The 22,978-nt window shown below is 31.5% G+C and carries 22 protein-coding genes and 1 pseudogene; 14 read left to right on the top strand and 9 right to left on the bottom strand.

Annotated features, from left to right (window positions below):
- Positions 1–55 precede the first annotated feature (55 nt).
- From H0I32_RS08805 to H0I32_RS08790, 4 genes are all read left to right on the top strand, one after another.
- A complete protein-coding gene (locus H0I32_RS08805) occupies positions 56–970 on the top strand; it encodes a metal ABC transporter solute-binding protein, Zn/Mn family (RefSeq protein ID WP_179314097.1) in 915 nt (304 codons plus the stop codon).
- Positions 970–1,704, top strand: coding sequence for a metal ABC transporter ATP-binding protein (locus tag H0I32_RS08800; RefSeq protein ID WP_173587750.1), 735 nt, complete (start codon positions 970–972; stop codon positions 1,702–1,704). The genes H0I32_RS08805 and H0I32_RS08800 overlap by 1 nt, the downstream gene beginning before the upstream one ends.
- A gap of 113 nt (positions 1,705–1,817) precedes the next feature.
- Positions 1,818–2,945: a metal ABC transporter permease gene (locus H0I32_RS08795; protein WP_179314098.1), complete on the top strand. Its 1,128-nt coding sequence runs from the start codon at positions 1,818–1,820 to the stop codon at positions 2,943–2,945.
- Entirely contained in the window at positions 2,938–4,098 is a 1,161-nt protein-coding gene (locus tag H0I32_RS08790; RefSeq protein WP_173587748.1) for a metal ABC transporter permease, read from the top strand. The genes H0I32_RS08795 and H0I32_RS08790 overlap by 8 nt, the downstream gene beginning before the upstream one ends.
- 267 nt (positions 4,099–4,365) lie before the next feature.
- On the opposite strand, the gene H0I32_RS08785 is transcribed toward H0I32_RS08790, so the two are convergent.
- Positions 4,366–5,139, bottom strand: a complete 774-nt coding sequence (locus tag H0I32_RS08785) for a TerB family tellurite resistance protein (protein WP_179314099.1) — start codon at positions 5,137–5,139, stop codon at positions 4,366–4,368.
- A 125-nt stretch (positions 5,140–5,264) separates the two neighbouring features.
- Here H0I32_RS08785 and H0I32_RS08780 point away from each other — a divergent pair, with 125 nt between their 5' ends.
- The 5 genes from H0I32_RS08780 (at position 5,265) to H0I32_RS08760 (ending at position 8,744) form a co-directional block, all read left to right on the top strand.
- On the top strand, positions 5,265–5,678 hold the full coding sequence (locus H0I32_RS08780; protein ID WP_179314100.1) for a hypothetical protein: 414 nt from the start codon (positions 5,265–5,267) through the stop codon (positions 5,676–5,678).
- Between the two features lie 121 nt (positions 5,679–5,799).
- On the top strand, positions 5,800–6,210 hold the full coding sequence (locus tag H0I32_RS08775) for a BrxA/BrxB family bacilliredoxin (protein ID WP_173587745.1): 411 nt from the start codon (positions 5,800–5,802) through the stop codon (positions 6,208–6,210).
- 120 nt (positions 6,211–6,330) lie between these two features.
- Positions 6,331–7,068, top strand: a complete 738-nt coding sequence (locus H0I32_RS08770) for a lysophospholipid acyltransferase family protein (protein WP_179314101.1) — start codon at positions 6,331–6,333, stop codon at positions 7,066–7,068.
- Between the two features lie 23 nt (positions 7,069–7,091).
- Positions 7,092–8,072, top strand: a complete 981-nt coding sequence (locus H0I32_RS08765) for an acyl-ACP desaturase (RefSeq protein ID WP_173587743.1) — start codon at positions 7,092–7,094, stop codon at positions 8,070–8,072.
- A 9-nt stretch (positions 8,073–8,081) separates the two neighbouring features.
- A complete protein-coding gene (locus H0I32_RS08760; protein ID WP_179314102.1) occupies positions 8,082–8,744 on the top strand; it encodes an HD domain-containing protein in 663 nt (220 codons plus the stop codon).
- 115 nt (positions 8,745–8,859) lie between these two features.
- Here the strand turns inward: H0I32_RS08760 and H0I32_RS08755 are convergent, their stop codons facing one another.
- Entirely contained in the window at positions 8,860–9,033 is a 174-nt protein-coding gene (locus H0I32_RS08755) for a hypothetical protein (protein ID WP_173587741.1), read from the bottom strand.
- A gap of 9 nt (positions 9,034–9,042) precedes the next feature.
- Entirely contained in the window at positions 9,043–9,921 is an 879-nt protein-coding gene (locus tag H0I32_RS08750; RefSeq protein ID WP_173587740.1) for an AraC family transcriptional regulator, read from the bottom strand.
- Between the two features lie 284 nt (positions 9,922–10,205).
- Here H0I32_RS08750 and H0I32_RS08745 point away from each other — a divergent pair, with 284 nt between their 5' ends.
- Positions 10,206–10,763 carry a hypothetical protein gene (locus tag H0I32_RS08745; protein ID WP_179314103.1) on the top strand — a complete coding sequence of 186 codons (558 nt, stop codon included), beginning with the start codon at positions 10,206–10,208 and terminating at the stop codon, positions 10,761–10,763.
- A gap of 573 nt (positions 10,764–11,336) precedes the next feature.
- On the top strand, positions 11,337–11,894 hold the full coding sequence (locus H0I32_RS08740) for a hypothetical protein (protein ID WP_179314104.1): 558 nt from the start codon (positions 11,337–11,339) through the stop codon (positions 11,892–11,894).
- Positions 11,895–12,681: 787 nt separating this feature from the next.
- Here H0I32_RS08740 and H0I32_RS08735 read toward each other — a convergent pair.
- The 5 genes from H0I32_RS08735 to hemH form a co-directional block, all read right to left on the bottom strand.
- Positions 12,682–13,464 carry an enoyl-CoA hydratase/isomerase family protein gene (locus tag H0I32_RS08735; RefSeq protein WP_179314105.1) on the bottom strand — a complete coding sequence of 261 codons (783 nt, stop codon included), beginning with the start codon at positions 13,462–13,464 and terminating at the stop codon, positions 12,682–12,684.
- A 131-nt stretch (positions 13,465–13,595) separates the two neighbouring features.
- On the bottom strand, positions 13,596–15,005 hold the full coding sequence (locus H0I32_RS08730; protein ID WP_179314236.1) for a sensor histidine kinase: 1,410 nt from the start codon (positions 15,003–15,005) through the stop codon (positions 13,596–13,598).
- Positions 15,006–15,170: 165 nt separating this feature from the next.
- A complete protein-coding gene (locus H0I32_RS08725) occupies positions 15,171–15,719 on the bottom strand; it encodes a CopD family protein (protein WP_173587736.1) in 549 nt (182 codons plus the stop codon).
- 12 nt (positions 15,720–15,731) lie between these two features.
- Entirely contained in the window at positions 15,732–17,084 is a 1,353-nt protein-coding gene (locus tag H0I32_RS08720; protein ID WP_179314106.1) for an MATE family efflux transporter, read from the bottom strand.
- 12 nt (positions 17,085–17,096) lie between these two features.
- The gene (gene hemH, locus H0I32_RS08715; RefSeq protein ID WP_179314107.1) at positions 17,097–18,119 is read right to left on the bottom strand and encodes a ferrochelatase; all 1,023 of its coding nucleotides are present in this window, start codon (positions 18,117–18,119) and stop codon (positions 17,097–17,099) included.
- 219 nt (positions 18,120–18,338) lie between these two features.
- On the opposite strand from hemH, the gene H0I32_RS08710 reads away from it, so the two are divergent.
- Together H0I32_RS08710 and H0I32_RS08705 are read left to right on the top strand one after the other, a co-directional pair.
- A complete protein-coding gene (locus H0I32_RS08710; RefSeq protein ID WP_179314108.1) occupies positions 18,339–21,845 on the top strand; it encodes a TraB/GumN family protein in 3,507 nt (1,168 codons plus the stop codon).
- A gap of 77 nt (positions 21,846–21,922) precedes the next feature.
- Positions 21,923–22,105 (top strand): hypothetical protein, encoded by a 183-nt coding sequence (locus tag H0I32_RS08705; RefSeq protein WP_179314109.1) that lies wholly within the window; start codon positions 21,923–21,925, stop codon positions 22,103–22,105.
- Here H0I32_RS08705 and H0I32_RS08700 read toward each other — a convergent pair.
- Positions 22,102–22,326, bottom strand: a pseudogene (locus H0I32_RS08700) (helix-turn-helix domain-containing protein); the annotation flags it as partial. The gene H0I32_RS08705 and the pseudogene H0I32_RS08700 overlap by 4 nt on opposite strands.
- A gap of 42 nt (positions 22,327–22,368) precedes the next feature.
- Here H0I32_RS08700 and H0I32_RS08695 point away from each other — a divergent pair.
- Positions 22,369–22,914, top strand: coding sequence for a GLPGLI family protein (locus H0I32_RS08695; RefSeq protein WP_179314110.1), 546 nt, complete (start codon positions 22,369–22,371; stop codon positions 22,912–22,914).
- Positions 22,915–22,978 lie beyond the last annotated feature (64 nt).

The raw sequence follows: 22,978 nt of genomic DNA, 5'->3' as shown, positions 1-22,978 counted from the left end.
AAACTAACGATAGATATTTCAATATTTAGTATATTCGTAATAAATATTTAGACCTATGAAAAAAATAATTTCCCTTTTAGCTATCATTCTCATTTTTACAGCCTGTAAAGACAATAATGCTAAAGATAATGGAAAACTAAATATAGTTACCACAACCACTATGCTTACCGATTTAGTTCAAAATATTGGTGGAGGTATGGTAAATGCACAAGGATTAATGGGCTCTGGTGTAGATCCTCACCTTTACAAAGCCAGCGAAGGCGATGTTTCTAAATTAGTTAATGCTGATATTATTTTTTATAGCGGCTTACATTTAGAAGGTAAATTGGTTGAAGTACTTGAAAAAATGGAAAGTTCAAATAAAACAACCATAGCACTTGCAGATGCATTAGATAAGAAAACACTTATAGGGTCTGAATATTTTGCTTCAAATTACGACCCACATGTTTGGTTCGATATTAATTATTTTGAACAATTTGCAGAAAAAACAGCTGCGGTTTTAGCTGAAAAAGACCCAACAAATGCTGCTAAATATGAAGCAAACAAAAATGCTTATATCATAAAGCTTGAAGCACTTCAAAATACCATAAAACAAACGATAGAAACACTTCCAAAAGAAAAAAGAGTTTTAGTTACTGCACATGATGCCTTTAATTATTTTGGAAAAGCTTACGGTTTTGAAGTTGTTGGTTTGCAAGGCATATCTACCGCAACAGAAGCTGGTGTACAAGATGTTCAAAAATTAGCTACCTTTATTATAGACAAACAAATTAAAGCTATATTTATAGAAAGCTCAGTACCAAAACGAACTATTGAAGCTTTACAAGCATCCGTTAATTCAAAAGGACATGATGTAAAAATAGGTGGAACGTTATATTCCGATGCCCTCGGAACCACAGGGACAGTGGAAGGAACTTACATTGGAATGTTTGAATATAATGTGAATACAATTGTTAATGCACTTAAATAATGGATAAAATAGCCGTAAAAGTTGACGATTTAACCGTAGCCTACAACTACAAACCTGTACTTTGGGATATTGATTTAGAAATTCCTGAAGGTGTACTTATGGCCATTGTAGGACCAAATGGCGCTGGGAAATCAACACTTATAAAATCGATATTAGGGATCCTAAAACCCATTGCTGGTAGTGTAACTATTTATGGCAAATCGTACGAAAAACAACGTAAATTAGTAGCCTATGTACCACAAAAAGGAAGTGTAGATTGGGATTTTCCAACTACCGCCTTAGATGTTGTTATGATGGGAACTTATGGAAGTTTAGGATGGATAAAACGCCCTGGTCAGAAAGAAAAAAAATCAGCTTTAGAAGCTTTAGAAAAAGTGGGCATGCTAGCTTTTAAAAGCCGACAAATTAGTCAACTTTCTGGAGGTCAACAACAACGTATTTTCTTAGCACGTGCTTTGGTACAAAATGCTTCTATTTATTTTATGGATGAACCTTTTCAAGGTGTAGATGCAACTACCGAAATAGCGATTATCAATATTTTAAAAGAATTGAGAAAAGCAGGAAAAACAGTTATTGTAGTGCATCATGATTTGCAAACGGTACCCGAATATTTTGATTGGGTAACTTTTTTAAATGTGAAGAAAATTGCCACAGGTCCTGTAAAAGATATTTTTAATGATGATAACCTGACGAAAACTTATGGTATTAATTACCAAGTGAGTATTCAGGAATAGATACTATTCCTGCGAAGACAGGAATCTAAAAAACAGAAACAAAGGTCTAAAATAGATTCCTATCTTAGTAGGAATGAAAAATAAAATATAAAATCCCTGATTTCTCAGGAATTATGGACATATCAAAATACATAGAATTAGTCTTTACAGATTACACGCTTAGAACCATAACATTAGGAACGGCAATTTTAGGTGCTATTACCGGAATGCTAGGGAGTTTTGCTGTACTAAGAAAACAAAGTTTATTAGGTGATGCCATTTCGCATGCTGCCTTACCTGGTATCGCAATTGCTTTTTTAATTACAGGAGCAAAAGACACCAACACGCTTTTAGTAGGTGCACTTGTCAGTGGACTTATTGGAACCTTTTGGATAAAAAGCATCGTCACTAAAACCCATTTAAAATCTGACACCGCATTAGGACTTATTTTATCTGTATTTTTTGGTTTCGGAATGTTATTACTCACCTTTATTCAAAAACAACCCAATGCCAACCAAGCAGGTTTAGACAAATATCTTTTTGGGCAAGCAGCAACTTTAGTAGAAAGTGACGTTTGGATGATGGCTATCGTTACCGGACTTTGTTTAATAGTAATGTTAACTTTTTGGAAAGAATTTAAACTCTTACTCTTTGATGCTGATTATACAAAAACACTTGGTTTTAACACCAAATTCATAGATATTCTTATTACTGTTTTTATTGTATTAGCGATTGTATTAGGGCTACAAACTGTCGGCGTTGTATTAATGAGTGCTATGCTTTTAGCACCCGCAGCAGCTGCTAGACAATGGACTAATAGTTTAGCAAAAATGGTATTTTTAGCAGCAATATTCGGTGCATTTTCAGGAGTTTTTGGAACTGCAATTAGCTCTACTCAGAACAATTTATCTACAGGTCCTGTCATTGTGCTTGTAGCAAGTGTGTTTGTTGCATTTTCATTTATATTTTCACCAAGCAGAGGCTTACTATTCAAACAAATTAGAGTCTTAAAAAACAGACGCGATTTAGAATTACATAAAACGTTAGCCTTTATGTATCATATTGCAGAAACACATGATAATATTTCGCATCCACACAAGATTAAACTTTTAAATAATTTTCAAGGTTACACCAAAAGCACCCTTCAAAAATTAGTAGATAAAAACTATGTAGAACGTAACGGAAGTATGTGGAACTTAACACAAATCGGCTTTGAAACTGCCGCAAATTTGTACACTAAACAAGAGACAGAAGATGAATAGTGCTCAAATAGAAATACAACTTATAGCAAGTTTAGTTGCCATTGCTTGTGCCATCCCAGGAACATTTTTAGTGCTGAGAAAAATGGCTATGATTAGCGATGCCATAAGTCACGCTATATTACCAGGAATAGTGATTGGCTTTTTTGTTACACAAGATTTAAATTCACCTGTACTTATTCTTTTAGCGGCTTTAACCGGAATTATTACCGTTGTCTTAGTTGAATATATTCAGAAAACAGGCTTAGTAAAAGAAGACACAGCAATTGGTTTAGTGTTTCCTGCATTATTTAGTATTGGCGTCATTCTTATTGCAAAAAACGCTAATGATGTACACCTAGATGTCGATGCCGTTTTATTAGGTGAATTAGCCTTTGCCCCTTTTGATAGATTATTAATCGGCGGTACAGATGTAGGACCAAAATCACTTTGGGTAATTGGTTCAATTTTACTCGTTACAATATCACTATTAATCTTATTTTTTAAAGAATTAAAAGTAAGCACATTTGACACAGGACTATCTGCTTCTCTCGGGTTTTCACCAGCAATTATCCATTACGGATTAATGTCTGTATCATCCGTAACTACGGTTGGTGCCTTTGATGCCGTTGGCGCTATTTTGGTCGTTGCACTTATGATTGCACCAGCAGCTTCGGCCTATTTACTCACCACCGATTTAAAGAAAATGCTTGCTTTAGCCATTAGCTTTGGCGTATTTAGTGCTGTATTTGGGTATTGGGTAGCACATTGGCTAGATGCGTCAATCGCCGGATCAATAACAACTATGCTTGGTATTGTATTCTTACTGGTTTATTTATTTGCACCTTCAAAAGGTATTATTGCCGTAATGTATAGAGAACGTCAACAACGCACAGAAGTATCTTTATTAACTTTCCTACTACACCTAAAGAATCATGAAGAGCTAGAAGAACGCCACGTTAATCATCTTTACGAACATATTAATTGGCAAAAAGTTCGAGCGAGAAGCGTCTTAGATTTAGCACAGAAAAATAATATGATTCTTATTGAGAAAAACATCGTTTCCTTAACTAAAAAAGGAAATGAATTTACCTCAAAAGCCATCGATTATATTATAACTAATGAGGATTCGCAAATTGAAGATATGAAAGATGACTTCTTCCTGTTTAGAGGATAAATCAAATATCTTTGCTAATTATTACTAAATAACAACGAAAGATTTAGCCGTAAAAAACGACTGAGCTAAAAATTTTAAAAATAATCATGAAACTACTGAGTTATATTACTGGCAAAAACGGATTAATTATAGTAGGATTTGTTGTCCTATGTGTTTTTATCTATAATAAATACAAATCTATGCGCTACTTTAAATACATAGAAAAACGCCAAAAAGAAAAAGAGAGAAAAGAGTAAAATCTACTTAATTTATCTAATAATCAAAAATCTACTTAAAGCCACGTTCTTTCTGAATGTGCTCATAAGCCTCTTGTACCTGTCTAAACTTAGCCTCAGCACCTTGTTGATGCTCTTTACCTAAGTGACCTACACGATCGGGATGGTATTTTTTAGCCATAGAACGATATGCTTTTTTAACTTCTGTATCAGTTACAGACTTATCTATTTCAAGAATTTTATAAGCATTATCACTACTATTATAAAACATCGCTTTAATACTTTGGTAATCTCTGTTGCTTATTCCTAGATAACCCGTAATCATATAAATCTGATTCAACTCATCTTCAGTAACAATACCATCTGCTTTTGCTATTCCGAATAAAAAATGAAGCAATTGCAAACGCGATGCATGATCCATCATTTGTTTGATCTGCAAACAAACTTGTCGTGTAGAAATTTCTTGCTTACTTATACGTTTAAATAATTCAAAAGATTTATTAGCACGATCCTTACCATACATATTAACAAATTGCTGACGCACAAAATCAAGCTCACGTTGGTCTTGTTTACCATCAGCTTTTATAACAACAGAAGCTAAAATTAAGAGGCTTACTTCAAAATCCCCTGATTGGGTTTGCGTTCGCGGTCTAGTTTGCGTTGTTCTGTATGGATCTTGCTTTCCTTTTTCACCATCATTAAGTAAAGTAGCTCCTTTATCTGCTATATTATCAACAAAACTACCCAAAGCTAATCCTATAATAGCACCGATAGGACCACCAAAAGACCATCCTAAAGCACCACCAATCCATTTTGCAAAACTCATCTATTCTTTTTTTTGAAATTCAAAGATACTATTTGTTAGTTGTATGAAATTACATTTTGTTACGTTTTTGTACGCAACCTTTTATATAATTTGGTATCTTTTAAATACAATCAACAATTCATATTATGAAATCTAAATTATACATTCTAATCCTAACACTAATTACTTTTGGCTGCAATTCTGATGACGACGCACAGCAAAACACAAACGCGACTCTTAATGGTCCTTGGTCTTTAATAAATGTTTCTGGCGGTTTCGCTGGTGTAGATAACGATTTTGAAATAGGACTTATAACATGGGATTTTGATACTGATAATTTACAATTAACAGTGACCAATAATAACACCGAAGCTGTTATTTATGATGGTTTATCTTCTGGAGATTATGATTTTCAAGTGCTTACAACCACTGGAGAGGTGGGATATTTAGTTATACATAATCATGGTATTAATCACGCAATTACTACCTTAACAGCAACGCAACTTATATTAGACGAAGGTGTTGCAGCAGATGGTTTTCTACTCACATTTAGCCGATAGTTTTACACCACTATTGAAAACCAAAATACCATCATTTAAACTGACAACTAGCTATTGAATTCTGCCCACTATTTTTCATTATCTTTGCAATTCAAAAAAGATTAATTAAAAAGAAAAAAATATGTACCCAGCAGAATTAGTAAAACCAATGCGTGAGGATTTAACCAAAGTTGGTTTTGAAGAATTACATACAACAGAAGCTGTAGAGAGTGCTATTGCAAAAGAAGGAACAACTTTAGTCGTTGTAAACTCTGTTTGTGGATGTGCAGCAGCAAATGCTAGACCTGGATCTAGAATGAGCTTAGAAAACGCAAAAAAACCAGACCATATCGTTACTGTTTTTGCAGGTGTAGATAAAGAAGCCGTTGATGCAGCAAGAGCACATATGGTTCCTTTTCCCCCAAGTTCTCCATGTATGGCTTTATTTAAAGATGGTGAATTAGTACACATGTTAGAACGTCACCATATTGAAGGTCGTCCTGCTGAGTTAATCGCAGAAAACCTTAAAGATGCTTATAACGAGTATTGCTAGAGTAAACGAAACTTAAAGTTTCAATACTTATTAAAGGCTGTCATTTTAAATATTGTTGATTACAACATGAAAATTTAAAATGACAGTTTTTTTATGCCTAACATTTTATATTTTTGCTGAATGAGAAAACTATTAGCCTATCCACTTTCGGTTATATTCTATTTGTGCTTTGGCTTCACCTTGGTCGTGTTTCACCCTATTCAATGGATTAGCTTTAAGGTATTTGGCTATAAAGCATTAAAAAACACAGTAGATACTTTACAGTTTTTCATTATGCGCTGCCTAAATCTTTTAGGTACAAGAATTTCATTTAACACCCCTTACAACTTAAGCACAGACCGCCCTTTAATTATCGTTTCTAATCACCAAAGTATGTTCGATATATCACCAATTATGTGGTATATGCGTAAACATCATGTAAAATTTGTATCTAAAATTGAATTAGGAAAAGGAATCCCAAGTGTGTCTCATAATCTTAGACATGGTGGCTCTGTTTTAATAGACCGAAAGAATCCAAGACAATCATTGTCTGCTATGATGACTTTTGGATCTTATATTGAAAAAACAAAAAGAGCAGCTGTTATTTTTCCTGAAGGAACACGAAGTAAAGACGGAAAACCAAAACCTTTTAAGACTAAAGGATTAGAAATGTTGATTAAAAAAATACCGTCAGCACTTATAGTTCCGGTCACTGTAAACAACTCTTGGAAGATGCTGCGCTATGGTAATTTCCCTATGGGAATAGGAAATCATATGAAATTTACGGTACATAAGCCCGTAGAAATTACTAACTTTACAGATAAGACTGAATTAATTCAGCAAGTAGAACAAACTATTATTAATGCAATCGAGAAATAATCTTCTCAAAAAAACCCTAAGAGATGTCGTTAAAAAATGTAAGACTAGAAGTGATGCAACATCTTGAAAAAGATGTACAATCCTTAATTGAAAAATATTTAATTCCTGTTGAAAAAATCTGGCAACCCACTGATTTTTTACCAGACTCTACAAAAGATTCATTTTTTGAAGAAGTAAAAGAAATTAGAGAACTCTCTAAAGAATTACCTTATGATTTCTGGGTCGTTTTAGTTGGTGATATGATAACTGAAGAAGCTTTACCAAGTTACGAATCTTGGCTAATGGACGTAGAAGGTGTTGACCAAATTGAACGTAACGGATGGTCTACTTGGTTAAGACATTGGACAGGTGAAGAAAATAGACATGGAGATGTTTTAAACAAATACTTATACCTATCTGGACGTGTAAATATGCGTGAAATTGAAAAAACCACACAATATTTAATTAATGATGGTTTTGATATTGGTACAGGTAGAGATCCTTATAAAAACTTTGTATATACTAGTTTTCAAGAACTAGCAACATATATTTCTCACAACCGTGTGGCTAAGATGGCTAAGCAAAAAGGGAATAGACAATTAGCTAAGATGTGTAAGATTATTTCTGGAGATGAAATGCGTCACCACCATGCGTATTCAGAATTTGTAGAACGTATTTTTGCTGTAGATCCGAGCCAAATGATGATGGCTTTTCATGATATGATGAAACGTAAAATTGCGATGCCTGCACACTTTTTAAGAGAATCGGGTGAAAGTATCGGAACTGCTTTTGAAGAATTTTCTAACACAGCACAACGTATTGGCGTGTATACTTCTAACGATTATGTAGATATTTTACAGAAATTAATTGATCGTTGGGAAATAGGAAATATGACCGGTTTAAACGAAGAGGCAGAAAAAGCAAGAGATTACTTAATGAAGTTACCTCCTAGAATGTATCGCTTATCAGAACGTATGAAGATTCCTGAAAACTCATTTCAATTTAAGTGGGTAGATCCTGCATAATATTTTAGAATGACAGCAACAGACACACAACTCATTGAAGCAACTATTAACTTCGTTAAAACGGAACTTAAAAATGCAGAAGGTGGACACGATTGGTTCCATATTGAACGTGTTTACAAAAACAGCTTGTTAATTGCTAAGGACGAAAATGTAGATATAACTATAGTTTCATTAGCAGCATTATTACATGATATAGCTGATCCTAAGTTTCATAATGGAGACGAGACTTTGGGATCTAAAGTTGCTAGCGCATTTCTATTAAGCCAAAATGTTAATGGAGAGATTATTAAGCATGTGACTCAGATTATAGATAACATGTCTTTTAAAAATTCATTTGATTTAAACACTAGTTTTTCTTCAAAAGAAATGGAAGTTGTACAAGATGCTGATCGATTAGATGCCATTGGCGCTGTTGGTATTGCGCGCTGTTTCAATTATGGCGGATTTAAAAACAGGGCATTATATAATCCTGAAATTAAACCCAATCTCAATATGTCTAAATCAGAATATAAAAATTCTGAAGCACCAACAATTAATCATTTTTATGAAAAATTGTTATTATTAAAAGACAAAATCAACACCAAAACAGGTAAAAAGATTGCTTTAGAAAGACATCTATATATGGAAGGCTTCTTAAACCAGTTTTTTGCCGAGTGGGAAGGACAGAAATAAAAAAGAGCGATTTTGAAAATTTTCAAAATCGCTCTTTTAAGTTTATATATTTAATTAACCTTTACTCCTTAATGATTACAAATACTAATAACCTCAATAAAAACTAGAAAAAGACCTAACTCTCTCTTGCAACTTCTAGCGCCGTAAGCTTGTATTCAATTTTAGACATCTCTTCTCCATAATGAATAATCTCATCTGCCGTTAAATTATTGCTAGAATTCACTTTTGCTAAAATAGCATCACCTTGCTTAGTATAATAAGCGATTGCATTTTCTATTTTATCATCCATACCTATATATTACTGAACCATTAACTTTAGCTCTCCTCTATACTTAGAAGCACTTTTGCCCGTAAACTCTTTAAACAATTTATTAAAGTGAGAGAAGTTATTAAAACCACATTCAAAACTAACATCTGCAATACTCATTTGACTTTCAGAAAGTAGTTTGGTAGCATGTACAACGCGATATTCGTTAACAAGCTTTGTAAAAGTCTTACCTGTTACCTTTTTAAAATAACGACAAAACGCAGGAACCGTCATACTCACTTTATCTGCAATTTCATCTAAACTAATGTGTTCTTTAAAATTCTGGTTCACATGCTTAAAGATAATATCAATCTTAGCACTGTCTTGAGGTTCTGTTTCAAAAGCAAAACCATCTGCATTTAATATGGTATAGTCTTCAGATTTAGCTAAACCATGTAAAACCTCTAATAGAATAAGTATTCTTTTAAATCCTGTTTTCTCATTTAGCTTTTCAATTTTTTTCCCAAGCTTAAGCTTTGTTGGGACTCCAAACAGAATTCCTTTTTTAGAAAGTTCAAATAATTTATTAATCGCTTCCATCTCAGGAATATCAAAAAAATGATTTCCTAAAAACTCTGGTCTAAATTGCACTAAGGTTTCAGAACCATTTATAGTTAAACGATCCGTAAAACCATTGTGAGGTAAATTAGATCCTATTAATAATAACTGACTATTATTAAAGTAAGATAAATGATTACCTATATGGCGTTTACCTTGTCCTTTATTAACGTATACCAATTCGATTTCAGGATGAAAATGCCAATAGGGCTTCACTTCTCCTTTATATGCATCTATTTTATGCTTCCTTACTAAGATGGAACTTCCAAATTCAGGGCTTATTTTTTCTAAAGTAGGTTTTCTTGTATTCATAATATATTAATTATGGCAAAGTTAAATCTATTCAAACTCAAAACCTATAGAAAATTACCAATAATATATACTATTTTATCCTAATAATACAATAATAACACGCGTTAGGGTAATTATGTATATATATTAGCCAACATGCTTGTTTTCAAAACCTAAGAACCACTATACCTTTGTAGTGTTAAAACATTTGAACTGAATAGTATAAAATTCGCGACTTAAAAAGAACAAACGAAAATGATTAAGGTCAATTTTAAAATTCCAGTTTAACTCAAAAAAAGAAAATTATGAAAAATTTATTTAAAAACATTTTAGTATTAGCTGTGATGTTAGGAACATTGACAAGCTACGCAAATTCAACATTAGAAGTTTCACCTACTTTTAATGATTTAAAAAAAGGAAATTCAATCACTGTAACTGATTCTTCAGGATTAGTAGTTTTTAGTGGTCTAATTAACTTTAACGGAAACATTAGTAATCTTTACGATTTCTCTCAATTAAACGATGGAGTTTATACTATTGAGGTAAACAAAGATTATGAAATTGAAATCAATACAGTAGAAATTAAAAACAACACTGTTAGTTTTATAAACCAAGGAAGTGAAAAGTTTTTTAAGCCTGTGTTTAGAGTAGAAGATAACAGAATAATCATTTCAAAATTAGCTTTAAATTCTGCTGACATGAAAGTAGATCTTTATTTTGAAAATGAATTAATTCACACAGAAACTATTTCTGGAAATAAAGTATTAAATAGAATATACAAATTAGATAAAACAATAAAAGGAGAATACTCTGCTATTGTTACATCTAATAAAAGAGTATATGTTGAGAATTTTAAAATATAAATTGTTGTTTAAATATTAGTTTATTTGTAAAAAGTGGGTCACTAAGTGCCCACTTTTTTTTTGCTTATAATTTATTTACAATACTTAAAAACAAATGAAACCCATTCATAATATTATTAAATAAAGATTGCATCATTAAGTTACAATAAAGTAATAGAAAATATATGCTATTAAAAATAATAGATCCTTTGTATGTTTATACAAAGGATCTATTATTTTGATTTTATTTACACATCATAATACCTAATTCACATACCTACCCCACAATAAAAACACCTAACAGAAGACGTATTTTAAAAACCAGGCCTATTAACCCCAAAACTTATAGGGTATAAAATATAAAATGTAGAATTTACGATTGTTAAGTATTAAATATTGACCTCAAAAAATGATCAAATCATCAAACCTATGTAAGATTACCATTAATATACACTAAATTAACCCTGTTAAATACTCCAATTATCGATATGGTTAATATTGCATATAAATAAGCAAAAATCGTTGTTTTCTATAATTACAATGCCCTATATCTTTGCACATGTAATTAGTTTACAATATTTAAATAATTAGATAATGAAAAGTATTTTAAAATATATATTAGTATTAGCTGTGATGTTAGGATCATTTACAAGCTACGCAAACGAATCTTTAGAAGTTGTACCAACTTCTAACTATGTAAAAAAAGGAAATTTAATTTCAGTGTTTAATATTTATGGTGAAGTATTATATAGTGGAACAGTTAATTTTAACGGAAACCTTACTTCTCTTTTTAATTTCACACAATTAGAAAATGGTAAATACACTGTTGAAATCACTAGAGATTATGAAATTGAAATTAACACTATTGAAGTAAAAAACAATATTGTTTCTTATTTAAATATTGACAGAAAAGTAGTTTTCAAACCAGTTGTTAGAATTGAAGACTCTAAAGTATTAATTTCTAAATTAGATTTTGATACAAAGAAAATGGATATTGAACTTTATTATGAAGGAAAGTTAATACTTTCAGATACTGTAGAAGGAAGTAAAGTTTTAAATCGTGTGTACCAATTAGACAAAACACTTAAAGGCAATTACACAGCCGAAATCAAATCAAATGACAGAGTGTTTGTCGAGAATTTCAGAATATAGATTGTTGTTTATATTAGTTTATTTAGTTCAAAAAGTGGGTTGTAGAGAGCCCACTTTTTTTTGTTTAAAAAAGTTTCATCTTACTTAGCCTAAGATTACAAAGATTGATATTTAATACCTGCTTATTTTAAAAATACTCAATCCTTGACAATTATATCAGATCATAATTTCCTTTATTTATCTACCCACTCCATTAGTCAACTACAATAAAAACTTCCATTGATGTATTATTTCAATAACAATTCTTTATTTGCCTGAACACACTAGTAAATACTATTGCAATTTGGAGTTTTTTTTGTAAACTAGACACTAACAATTATAATCTTACAATTGTTATTCAATTATTAAAGCGCTTTTAAAATCAATACCAATTCATGGTTCTTTATTAAAGGAAATTAAGCCTACTTTTTTCTGTTATTTGAAGTTTTTCATACTCTAAAACGAGTATAAAATAGAGCATATTATAAACAAAAATTATTACTATAACAGTTTTGCTACTTACAAAACAAAATACTGCTAATCACCCCATAAAGAAGAGGTTAATATAGATTAGTAATATGACAAAATAGATGTTATAAGCTATGTAACCGCACAATATATTTGCCTAAAATAAAGATATAAAGACATGTACAAATTTTACAAAATACAATTAGCAATCATGAGCCCTTTTATTGTAGCAAGCTTCATATTAGTAGCTCCTATCTATTTATCATATAAAATGTTATCTAAAAAAACTATTGTTAGATAACATTTTACACGACTATTATTTTATTACTTCCCTGGAATATTACTTTCCAGGAAAATCTGCCTTACGTTTTTCTAAAAAAGCCGTAGTACCTTCAACAAAATCTTCGGTACCAAAACAATTACCGAAAGCTTCAATCTCTACCTCAAATCCATTGACTCCGTCATCATAATTTGCGTTAATTGCACCAATAGCCTCAGCAATGGCAACAGAAGAGTTGCGCATTATTTTACTAGCAATCTTTTCAGCAAGAGGTAATAATTCTTCTTGAGGCACAACATAATTCACCAAACCGTAGCTTAAAGCTTTATTTGCGTCAATCATACCTGCTGTCATAATCATTTCCATAGCTCTCCCCTTACCTACTAATTGTGGTAAACGTTGTGTACCTCCATATCCTGGAATAACGCCAAGAGACACTTCTGGTAATCCCATTTTTGCATTATCACTTGCCAATCTAAAATGAGAAGCCATAGCTAATTCTAATCCACCACCAAGAGCAAATCCATTTACAGCAGCAATAACCGGTGTACTTAAATTAGCTACAAAATCAAATAAAATTTCGTGACCATAAGCAGCTAAATCACCTCCTTCTTCAACATTAAAATCAGCAAACTCACTAATATCAGCACCTGCGACAAAGGCTTTCTCCCCACTTCCTGTAATAATGACCACCTTAGTATCACCATCTGTATCAGCAGCTTCAAAAGCATCATGCAATTCTTGAATGGTAGCTCTATTTAAAGCATTTAACTTTTTAGGTCTGTTAATTGTAATGGTTGTAATTCCGTTAGAATGTTCTGATAAAATATTTTCGTAGTTCATAGAAAGTTTATTTTTATTCCTCTTAAAAAAAAGGAATCTAGTTGTTATATTATCTAAATTTCTTTACTAATTTAAGAACTCTAAAATAAGTTTAGATTAATATACCAAGAGCTTCTTAAACTTTAAAAAAGTTAATTCTTAGGAAAAGTTACTGTAAAAATGGTTCCTTTTCCTAGTTGTGATGTAAAGGTAATACTTCCATTATAAGTTTCTACAATGTTTTTAACCATTCCTAAACCAAGTCCCATACCACTAGATTTAGTAGTAAATTTAGGTTCAAAAATCTTAGCCTTAGTATCGTCTGGTATACCAGAACCATTGTCTTCAATAGTAATAATCACATTAGTATTATCACTAAAAACACAAACAGAAATTTTTGAATTTTCAGAATTATCAGGAATCGATTGAATCCCATTTTTAACTAAATTGGTCACAACTCTAATTAATTGTGTTCTATCAAACTTAGCTATAATCTCATCTTTTTCTGAATGAAATTCAATATAATCTTCATTAAAAATATCGAGTGCCATCTTAACAATAAGCGCCACATTAAGAATTTCACTTTTTTGCGCAGGCATTTTCGCAAAGTTTGAAAAAGCAGAAGCAATAGAGCTCAAAATATCTATTTGCTGTATAAGGGTATTACTATATTCTTTAAGTTTTTGATGAATATTTTCATCTTGTGGATCAAATTTTCGTTCAAAACTCTGAACGGTTAATCGCATCGGTGTTAAAGGATTTTTAATCTCGTGAGCGACCTGTTTAGCCATTTCTCGCCAAGCTTGCTCTCGCTCATTGGTCGCTAATTTAACAGCACTTGCCTCTAACTCATCAATCATACTATTATATGAATTTACTAACGTTTCAATTTCTTCACTAGAAGATTCAATTTCAATTTTCTTATTTCGTTTTTCAAGTCGTGTTTCACTCATTTTATCACTAATCGTTTTAAGTGATTTTGTAATAAACTTAGAGATGAAATAAGCAAAAATGATAGCAACAAGAATAAGTACCAAATAAGCATAAGCTAAACGAAACAAAAACTCCTTAAGCTCTTTATTAAAGAAGTCATCATTTTCTAAATACGGTAAGTTTAAAATTGCAATGTTTTTAAACTTTTCGTCCATAATATAGCTATACGAAGATTGAAAGGTATGACCCGAAACTTTGTTTTTTAAAACATAACGATGCTCTAAAGTATTAGATAAAACATTCAGTATTTCAGCATCTAAACAGCGTTCATTTGGATCTACCTGCAAGGTTCGTTTAGAACTTTTTAGTAATTGCCCATCGAGATCGTATAGTTTAATTTGTAGATTATGAATGGCATCTATTTCAAATATTTCATCTTTAAAAATTAGTGGAATATTTTCTGTAGTTACAGGATAAGTAGTTTCCCTTATAACAAAATCAATACTTTGCTTAATGGCTTTTTCCTTTCGCTCTAAACGTTCTTTATGGTAATCTTTAGCCTCTTCACTATATTGATAAATCGTTACTGCTGCAATTAAACCAGATGCCAACAAGACCAAAAGGATCATGTTTAAAACTATTCGGGCTCTTAAGGATAGGCGTTTAATCATTATGGAAATACCCAATATGAATGGGCGTCTTTTAATTCTTAGTTACAAGTCTTAAAGATAGCAATAATCAATCCAAAGCAAGTACGTCTAATTTTCAAATTAATTAAAATTTTAAAGACACCTTTAAGCTTCTGGGTTTTTAGAACGCATATTTTTATACAGCTTAAACCCGAGCATAATTAAAATACCCAAAACAAAAATACCTACAACACCAAAAATCCAATTAATTGAACTTTTAAGAATCACCAAGAAAACAACAGCAAAGAGTATAAATGTTGCACCTTCGTTCCAAATACGCATAAAACTAGAAGTTACTTTTACTTCATCATTTTGAAGTTGCTTAAAATAAATATGTGTTTTATAATGGTAAATAAATAAGAGCAATACAAACGTGAGTTTTACATGCATCCAGCTTTGCTGAAACCAGCTTGGCATTAAAATCATTAATATGACAGCAAATAAAGTCGCTAAAATTGCTGAAGGCCAAGTGATAATAAACCACAATCGCTTTGCCATTAGTTTTAATTGTTTACCTAAAATTTCTTTTTCGGGTGAAGGCTTATCGGATGCTTCAATTTGATACACAAACAACCTAGGAATATAAAATAACCCAGCAAACCATGTAATTACAAAAATAAGATGAAAGGATTTTATATATTGGTAATACTCCATGAGCTCACTAATTTAAACTATTTTATTGATTAGATTTTTTCGGATTTCACGATTTAAAAAATAGCCCGTTACAATTGTAGCTAAAACATCTGCAATAGGAAATGACATCCACACGCCAATTTCACCATAAAATTTTGGTAAAATTAATATCAATGGAATAAAGAAAAACCCTTGCCGAGACAACGTAAGTAACAATGCAGGTGTGGCCTTACCAATCGCCTGAAAATAAGCAGCACCAATAAGTTGCAATGCTATAATTGGTGTCGCAGCAAAAACCCAGCGCATTGCAGAAGGTGTTTGTCTTATAACATCTAAATCTGAAGTAAATACCCTAGTAATTGCCTCAGGAAACAACATAAGCACTACAAATATTACAGAGGCTAAAATAGCGGCATATTTTATAGCAATATTAATACTCTCCCTAACACGTTCGTAATTTTTAGCGCCATAATTAAATCCTGCAATTGGTAAAAAACCTTGAGTTACACCAAGTACAGGAAACAAAGCAAACATTAACATTCTACCCACAATAGCATATGCTGTAACAGAAGTTGCACCACCTAAATTGAATAGAATATTATTCATAAACAAGTATGTAACGCTAACAACAGCTTGTCTTGCCAAGGTTACAAAACCCAAAGCTGCAATTTCTTTTACAATAGACAAATCAAGACCAAAGTGTGATAAGCTTATTTTTAATTCTGAATGCTTTGAATTAAAAAACCAAACAACAAATAAGAATGAGCAACTATAAGAAATTGTTGTTGCCCATGCCGCACCAGCCATTCCGTAACCCAACAAATTGATAAAAATATAATCTAAAAGTAAATTACCAATCGATGGAATCATCATGGCATACATTCCGAATTTTGGTTTTCCTTCTGCTCTAATTACATTATTACCAAGCATAGAAAAGGCCAACATAGGAATTCCGTAAAGCACAATTTTATAATACACTTTTGCAGGGGCAAAAATTTCGCCTTTACCACCAAAGAGCAGAATAATATCATCTACAAAAAATAAGCCTAACGCTACAATAGATGTGGTTAATACTAAAACTAATGTAATTTGGTTTCCAAAAGTTTTTAGAGCTTTCTCGTAATTAGAAGCACCAAGTGCGCGAGAAATAATAGATGCTCCACCAACACCAACACTCATTCCTAAAGCCGCAATAAAGAACGAAACAGGTAATACAATATTTATAGCTGCAATAGCAATGGCACCAATCCATTGCCCAACAAAAATAGTATCAACTACAACATTTAGAGACATAACCAACACTCCAATAGATGCAGGCACAGCTTGCTTAATTAGCAATTGACCAATTGGTTGATTTCCTAATTCTTCTGACGACACTTTTGCCATTAATTAACTTAACTATTTAGAAGTTGCCCATTCATTAATCCATTTTGCTAAAAGACTGACCCATTCGGCATCATCATTTAAACATGGAACTGTAGAAAATTCTTTTCCTCCCATTTCGTGAAAAATCTCTTCACCTTCCATAGCAATTTCTTCTAAAGTTTCAAGACAATCACTAACAAACGCAGGCGTTACAATGGCCATTTTCTTAATCCCTTCTTTTCCAAAACGCTCAATGGTTCTATCTGTATAAGGTCTTAACCATGGATCGAAACCTAATCGCGATTGAAAACTGGTAGAGTATGTTCTCTCTTTCAATTTAAGATGTTCCCCAACCAAACGTGTTACCTCTTTACATTGGTGTCTGTAACAAAACTCATGTGCTTTAGATGGTGTTGCACAACAACTTCCATCAATTTTACAATGCGATTTTGTAACATCACTTTTTCTAATATGACGTTCAGGAACTCCATGATAAGAAAACAATAAATGATCGATATCTTTTCCTTCAATACTTCTAGAAATACTGTTAGAAAGTACTTCGATATATTCTGGATTATTATAAAATGCTTTTAAATCTGAAAATTTTAACTGAGGGAAATGTTCTTGTCTTATTTCTTCAGCTAACACCAAAATAGTTTCGGTAGTTGCCATAGCAAACTGAGGATATAATGGTACTAAAAAGACCTCATCAACACCTTTATCGACTAATTCTTGTAAGCCTTTTTTAATCGTCATACTACCATAACGCATGGCTAATGCAATAGGATATTCTACTTGTTCTTGAACTTTTTCTTGAAGTCGTTCAGATAACACAATTAAAGGCGAACCATCTTCCCACCAAATTTTCTTGTATGCAGCTGCAGATGCTTTTGGTCGTGTATTTAAAATAATACCTTTTACTAATAGCGTTCTAGCCCAAAGTGGTACATCAATAACACGTTCATCCATTAAAAATTCCCCAAGATATTTCTTAACATCTTTAGGATTTGGACTCTCTGGTGAACCCAAATTGACTAATAAAATTCCTTTTGCCATAGTTTTCTTTTTCGCTTACAAAAATACACCCTTAATATAATAATTTCTAATGGTTGGTATTGCTTTTATTTATTCTACTATCTTAAATGTTTTGTTAACTTTTAAGTTATCCATTAAAAAATGAATAGTTTTAATCTTGGTATTTAATCGAGTTTAACGAATTCTACCCAACCCTTAAAAGGATTTAAATATCTTTACAAGTACCGCTTAAATTATATTATGAAAAAAACCGCTTCTATAATTCTTGTTTTATTTACCGCTTTTGCTTTCTCACAACAACAATATCAGAGTTTACTTTGGAAGGTTACCGGAAACGGATTAGAAAAACCGTCTTATCTCTATGGCACCATGCATGTCAGCAAAAAAGTAGCTTTTAGACTCGATGATGTGTTTTATAAAGCCTTAGACCAAAGTGATTGTATTGCTTTAGAATCTGACCCCACAACTTGGCCTGAATTTAATCATGAAACCATGCTAAATCAAATAGCTGCCTACAATGATTATAATGAAGATTTCTACACCAATGCATTTAAGTTAATGCACCCTGAAGAAACCACAATTAGAAGTTCTGTTAGGATGGATAACAATGCCATAAATGCCTATTTATACAGAAAAAGCAATGCTTCAGATAATTTTGAAGAAGAAACTTATTTAGACATGTTTATTTTTCAAGCGGGAAAGAAAAATAACAAAGAAATATATGCTTTAGAAGACTTAGAAGAATCGAGATACTTGACCTCAAAAGCAGCTTACAATGCTAATAAAAAGGAATTAGAACCGTGGATTCAAAAGCTATACGCTAAAGAAAATCCTTATTTAATTCAAGAAAATCTTTATCGCGATCGCAATTTAGATTTATTAGATTCTATTGGAGCTGCTGTAAACACAAAATTCTTTAGAGAAAACATGCTTTACATCCGTAATGAAAATATGGTGGTTTCTTTAGATAAACTAATGCCAACCAAATCGGTTTTTGCCGGTGTTGGAGCTGCTCATTTACCAGGCGAACACGGCATGATTAATCTGTTACGAAAAAGAGGTTACACTGTAAAAGCATTAACATCTAAGCAAACTAATTACAGTAAAATAGAAAAAATAAAGTTAGACAGCCTATTTATAGCACCAACACTTAAAAAACACACAACACCAGATGGGTTTTTAAGCATCAACACTTACGATGAGTTACGTGAGTTTTCTTACGGCGGACAAAAGTATTATTTAGATCCAGATATGACTAATGGAGCCTATTTAACCATTAATAGAATTAGCCGTTTTAGATATTTACCAAACGAAAAATCTAATATCACCTTAAAGGATATTGATAATTTATTATACGAGGACATTCCTGGAGATATTATTAAAAAAGAAGAATTAACAGATCCTTATCCTGGTATAAGCATTGTTAACAAGACTAAAAAAGGAGAGTTTCAGAAATATCATATTTACGAAACACCTTTAGAAATCATCATTATAAAATTTGCAGGTCGAAGTGATTTTGTATTAAAACATGAAGGTGACGTTTTTAATTCTATCGATTTAAAAACATCTTCAAATAGCACACAATTATTTGTGTCACCAGAAAAAAAATTTCAAGTTAATTTTCCTGAATATTATACCTCTAGTAACATGAATAATTATGGAAAAAAACTACTTGAAGGTTATAAAGATGATGCCTATTATTTTTTGGAAGAAGCGGTATTAAACGACCTCTCTTATATTGAAGAAGATAGCTTTGAGGCTAAATATTTTCATCATGCTTTATATAAAAACTATAAGCTCTCAGAAGCTAAAGGCGGATTTAAAGCTGGTGATTACAAAAATTATGAATCTTATGCTGTTTTAGATTCTTTAACAGGCAAAAAACTCCATCTTAAAACCATAGCAAAAGATGGTAGCTATTACTTATTAGGTTACGTTGGAAATAATGCTGCTGATAAAACTGCATTTTTCAAATCTTTTAAATTCAACAAAACCGATTATACCAATTTTAAAACAGTAATCGACACATCGCTATACTTCTCTGTAAATACAAACGGAAAAGCACCATTACCAAACCCTTATAATTACAACGGCAATACAAAACTTAAAGATTATGAGCAAACAATAAACGAAACGGTTTATTCTACAAATGCCAATGAACAAATTGCAATCTATAGAACTAAGTTTCACGATTTACAAATGTTTTATAACGTAGATAGTCTTTGGAAAAATTTAGAGGATAAAGTAAACTATAAGTCGCGTTATTATATATCAGAAAAACCATTTAATATAGGCAATCGTTCGTCATTAAAAACTGGTGATATTTACACTCACAATTTTACTTACTCGGATTCTTCGAGTGCCAAACAAGTGTTAGTTAAAAATATTTTGAAAGAAGGCGTTCTATATGAATTAAAAACTTTGATAGATTCAATAAATGGTCCTTCAAAATTTGTATCAGAATTCTACAATTCATTCACGCCAAAAGACACCTTATTAGGTAAAAGTGTTTTAAAAGATAAAACTAATTTGTTTTTTAAAGCACTAAGAGCCAATGATAGTATCGTTTTAGAAGCTTATGAACTTGTTAAGTTTAAAAAGCACAACAGTAAAGACATCATTTCGGTATTAAAAGATTTTCAGTTTGATAAAGACCGCCTAGACATTAAATCTCACCTCGTAGAACAGCTTATTACAATCGACTTAAAGAATAATTTAGAATTTATAAAGCAACTGTATCTCGATAGTTATTCCGATCCGCAAACACAAACCTCAATCTTAGAAGGCTTATTAGATTCTAATAATAAAGCATCCTATAAAATTGCTTTAGAACTTATGGAACGTGATTTACCCTTAGGAAGCGTAAACAGCATGTTTTACAATTATAACAGTAAAGACTCTTTACAACTTAAAGCTTCTTTATTCCCTAAAATACTTGAATACTCTACCATAGAAGAGTATAAACAACCTCTTTACACTTTACTAGCCAAAGTAAAAGATAGCGGTTTAATAAGACAAAAAACATACAAAAAATATAAAAATCAGTTGATTAATGACGCTAAAATGGAAATTAAGCGAAATTTAGGAAACTATAATTACGGATACAACACCTACTCTAGTGATTTATCTACTTATGTTCGTTTAATTTTCCTCTACAGAAATGAACGCTCGGCAAAAGATTTCTTTGACAAATTACTAAATGTAGATGACGCATATGCCTTAGTAAAATATTATGTATTATTATCTAAAGCAAAAGAAACCATACCAGAAAAGCTGAACGAAATACTCGTAGAAAACGAAGAAAACCAATACTTACTTTTAGAAGAGTTAGACAAAGAAAGGCTTTTAAATAAAATTAAATCTATTGGAATTAACCAACAGCAATTTGCAAAATCTAAACTCTTATCGGATGCTAATTATGAAAAAGAAAAAGATTCAATTAAGTTTATTCTTAAACGCGATTTTATAACGGACAAAGGAAAAGATGCAGTGATGTATTTCTTTAAAATAGATAAAGACGATGAGTATTCTGGCAAATTAGAAACTTTACATTACATATCTTTTATAAAACCCAAAAACCCAAATGAATTGGTAGTGAATTATTACTCTAAATCTGAAAATTACGGCACTATGATAGACAAAACAAAAGAGTTAAAAGAGCAGTATACTGAAATCTTAAATCTTGCTATTTATAAAGACAGACAACGTGTTAGAGCTATCGGTGGTGATGGGTATTATGATTACTAAGATTTAATTTGTCTTTTCACCTTAAATCAACTAGACCAAAAAATATGCTTTTTATTACACCAATGTAAATTATTTTCATGGGAACATTACTAGTCGTAATGATTATTACAAGCTTAGTTTTAGCATCAAAAAACGAGAGTACTTTTAAGTTTTTAATTTGGACAGTACTAATTGTAGGCTTACCTTTTATAGGAAGTGCCAGCTACTTAATAAAACATTATACGTCTATAAATACCAAAACCAATAATGCTTTTAGTTAACTAGAAACCGTTATATACTTCTTAGACGTAGTTACAAATTTCTTGTTAAAAGCCGCAATAAAATGGCTTCCGGTGCTGTAACCCACTCGTAACCCAACTTCGTTAACATTATAATCACCAGATTCTAAAAGTTTACGTGTCACTTTCATTTTATAATCGAATAGAAAACTAAAAACCGAGTCGCCATAAATCTGCTTAAAGCCTTCTTTTAATTTTTTAATGATTGAAGCGCCTGATAGACAAACCTTAATCGTTCAAATTACATGAAAATAATTTCTTATTCAATTATACTTTTTTATATCATTACTCATATTACCTATGCACAGAATATGAATTATGATGTTGAAATAGAATATACAATCTCCTTTAATACCGAAAGACCAACCACACAAAAAGGCATTTTATATTTAGATAGCTCGAGAAAAAAGTCCATGTTCATGTACGGGAAAAATACAGAATCTAGCATAAAACAAAGTGACGAGGAAAACACGGAATATGATTTATTTTCCGCAGGAAAGAAAAAAGTTTTTTACCAAGATTTCAATAAAGATACCCTTATATCAAGAATAAATTTATTTTCTGAACAATTCATAGTAGAAGAAAATATCCCACAATTGAAATGGGAAATTCATGATGAAGAAAAAATGCTTGATAAGTACCTTTTAAAAAAAGCAACTTTATACTTTAGAGGTAGAAATTATATTGCATGGTATTCGGAAGAGTATCCTTTGCCTTACGGACCTTGGAAATTTAGTGGTTTACCAGGGCTGATTATGGAAATATATGACACAACTAAACGTTACCATTGACAAGTAAATTCAATCAAACAAACTGAAGAAACTGCTTTAGACTTGCAGCCTGTTTTAAAAGGAA

The sequence above is a fragment of the Winogradskyella sp. HaHa_3_26 genome, assembly GCF_019278425.1.
Taxonomy (GTDB): domain Bacteria; phylum Bacteroidota; class Bacteroidia; order Flavobacteriales; family Flavobacteriaceae; genus Winogradskyella; species Winogradskyella undariae.
The sequence above is the reverse complement of the archived record's forward strand: the minus strand, read 5'-3'. Positions and strand labels throughout refer to the sequence as shown.

Excerpts from the sequence above, each read along its gene's own strand:
- H0I32_RS08805 (WP_179314097.1), top strand. The coding sequence starts at position 56 with ATGAAAAAAATAATTTCCCTTTTAGCTATCATTCTCATTTTTACAGCC.
- H0I32_RS08800 (WP_173587750.1), top strand. The coding sequence starts at position 970 with ATGGATAAAATAGCCGTAAAAGTTGACGATTTAACCGTAGCCTACAAC.
- H0I32_RS08795 (WP_179314098.1), top strand. The coding sequence starts at position 1,818 with ATGGACATATCAAAATACATAGAATTAGTCTTTACAGATTACACGCTT.
- H0I32_RS08790 (WP_173587748.1), top strand. The coding sequence starts at position 2,938 with ATGAATAGTGCTCAAATAGAAATACAACTTATAGCAAGTTTAGTTGCC.
- H0I32_RS08785 (WP_179314099.1), bottom strand. The coding sequence starts at position 5,139 with ATGAGTTTTGCAAAATGGATTGGTGGTGCTTTAGGATGGTCTTTTGGT.
- H0I32_RS08780 (WP_179314100.1), top strand. The coding sequence starts at position 5,265 with ATGAAATCTAAATTATACATTCTAATCCTAACACTAATTACTTTTGGC.
- H0I32_RS08775 (WP_173587745.1), top strand. The coding sequence starts at position 5,800 with ATGTACCCAGCAGAATTAGTAAAACCAATGCGTGAGGATTTAACCAAA.
- H0I32_RS08770 (WP_179314101.1), top strand. The coding sequence starts at position 6,331 with ATGAGAAAACTATTAGCCTATCCACTTTCGGTTATATTCTATTTGTGC.
- H0I32_RS08765 (WP_173587743.1), top strand. The coding sequence starts at position 7,092 with ATGTCGTTAAAAAATGTAAGACTAGAAGTGATGCAACATCTTGAAAAA.
- H0I32_RS08760 (WP_179314102.1), top strand. The coding sequence starts at position 8,082 with ATGACAGCAACAGACACACAACTCATTGAAGCAACTATTAACTTCGTT.
- H0I32_RS08755 (WP_173587741.1), bottom strand. The coding sequence starts at position 9,033 with ATGGATGATAAAATAGAAAATGCAATCGCTTATTATACTAAGCAAGGT.
- H0I32_RS08750 (WP_173587740.1), bottom strand. The coding sequence starts at position 9,921 with ATGAATACAAGAAAACCTACTTTAGAAAAAATAAGCCCTGAATTTGGA.
- H0I32_RS08745 (WP_179314103.1), top strand. The coding sequence starts at position 10,206 with ATGAAAAATTTATTTAAAAACATTTTAGTATTAGCTGTGATGTTAGGA.
- H0I32_RS08740 (WP_179314104.1), top strand. The coding sequence starts at position 11,337 with ATGAAAAGTATTTTAAAATATATATTAGTATTAGCTGTGATGTTAGGA.
- H0I32_RS08735 (WP_179314105.1), bottom strand. The coding sequence starts at position 13,464 with ATGAACTACGAAAATATTTTATCAGAACATTCTAACGGAATTACAACC.
- H0I32_RS08730 (WP_179314236.1), bottom strand. The coding sequence starts at position 15,005 with ATGATCCTTTTGGTCTTGTTGGCATCTGGTTTAATTGCAGCAGTAACG.
- H0I32_RS08725 (WP_173587736.1), bottom strand. The coding sequence starts at position 15,719 with ATGGAGTATTACCAATATATAAAATCCTTTCATCTTATTTTTGTAATT.
- H0I32_RS08720 (WP_179314106.1), bottom strand. The coding sequence starts at position 17,084 with ATGGCAAAAGTGTCGTCAGAAGAATTAGGAAATCAACCAATTGGTCAA.
- hemH (WP_179314107.1), bottom strand. The coding sequence starts at position 18,119 with ATGGCAAAAGGAATTTTATTAGTCAATTTGGGTTCACCAGAGAGTCCA.
- H0I32_RS08710 (WP_179314108.1), top strand. The coding sequence starts at position 18,339 with ATGAAAAAAACCGCTTCTATAATTCTTGTTTTATTTACCGCTTTTGCT.
- H0I32_RS08705 (WP_179314109.1), top strand. The coding sequence starts at position 21,923 with ATGGGAACATTACTAGTCGTAATGATTATTACAAGCTTAGTTTTAGCA.
- H0I32_RS08695 (WP_179314110.1), top strand. The coding sequence starts at position 22,369 with ATGAAAATAATTTCTTATTCAATTATACTTTTTTATATCATTACTCAT.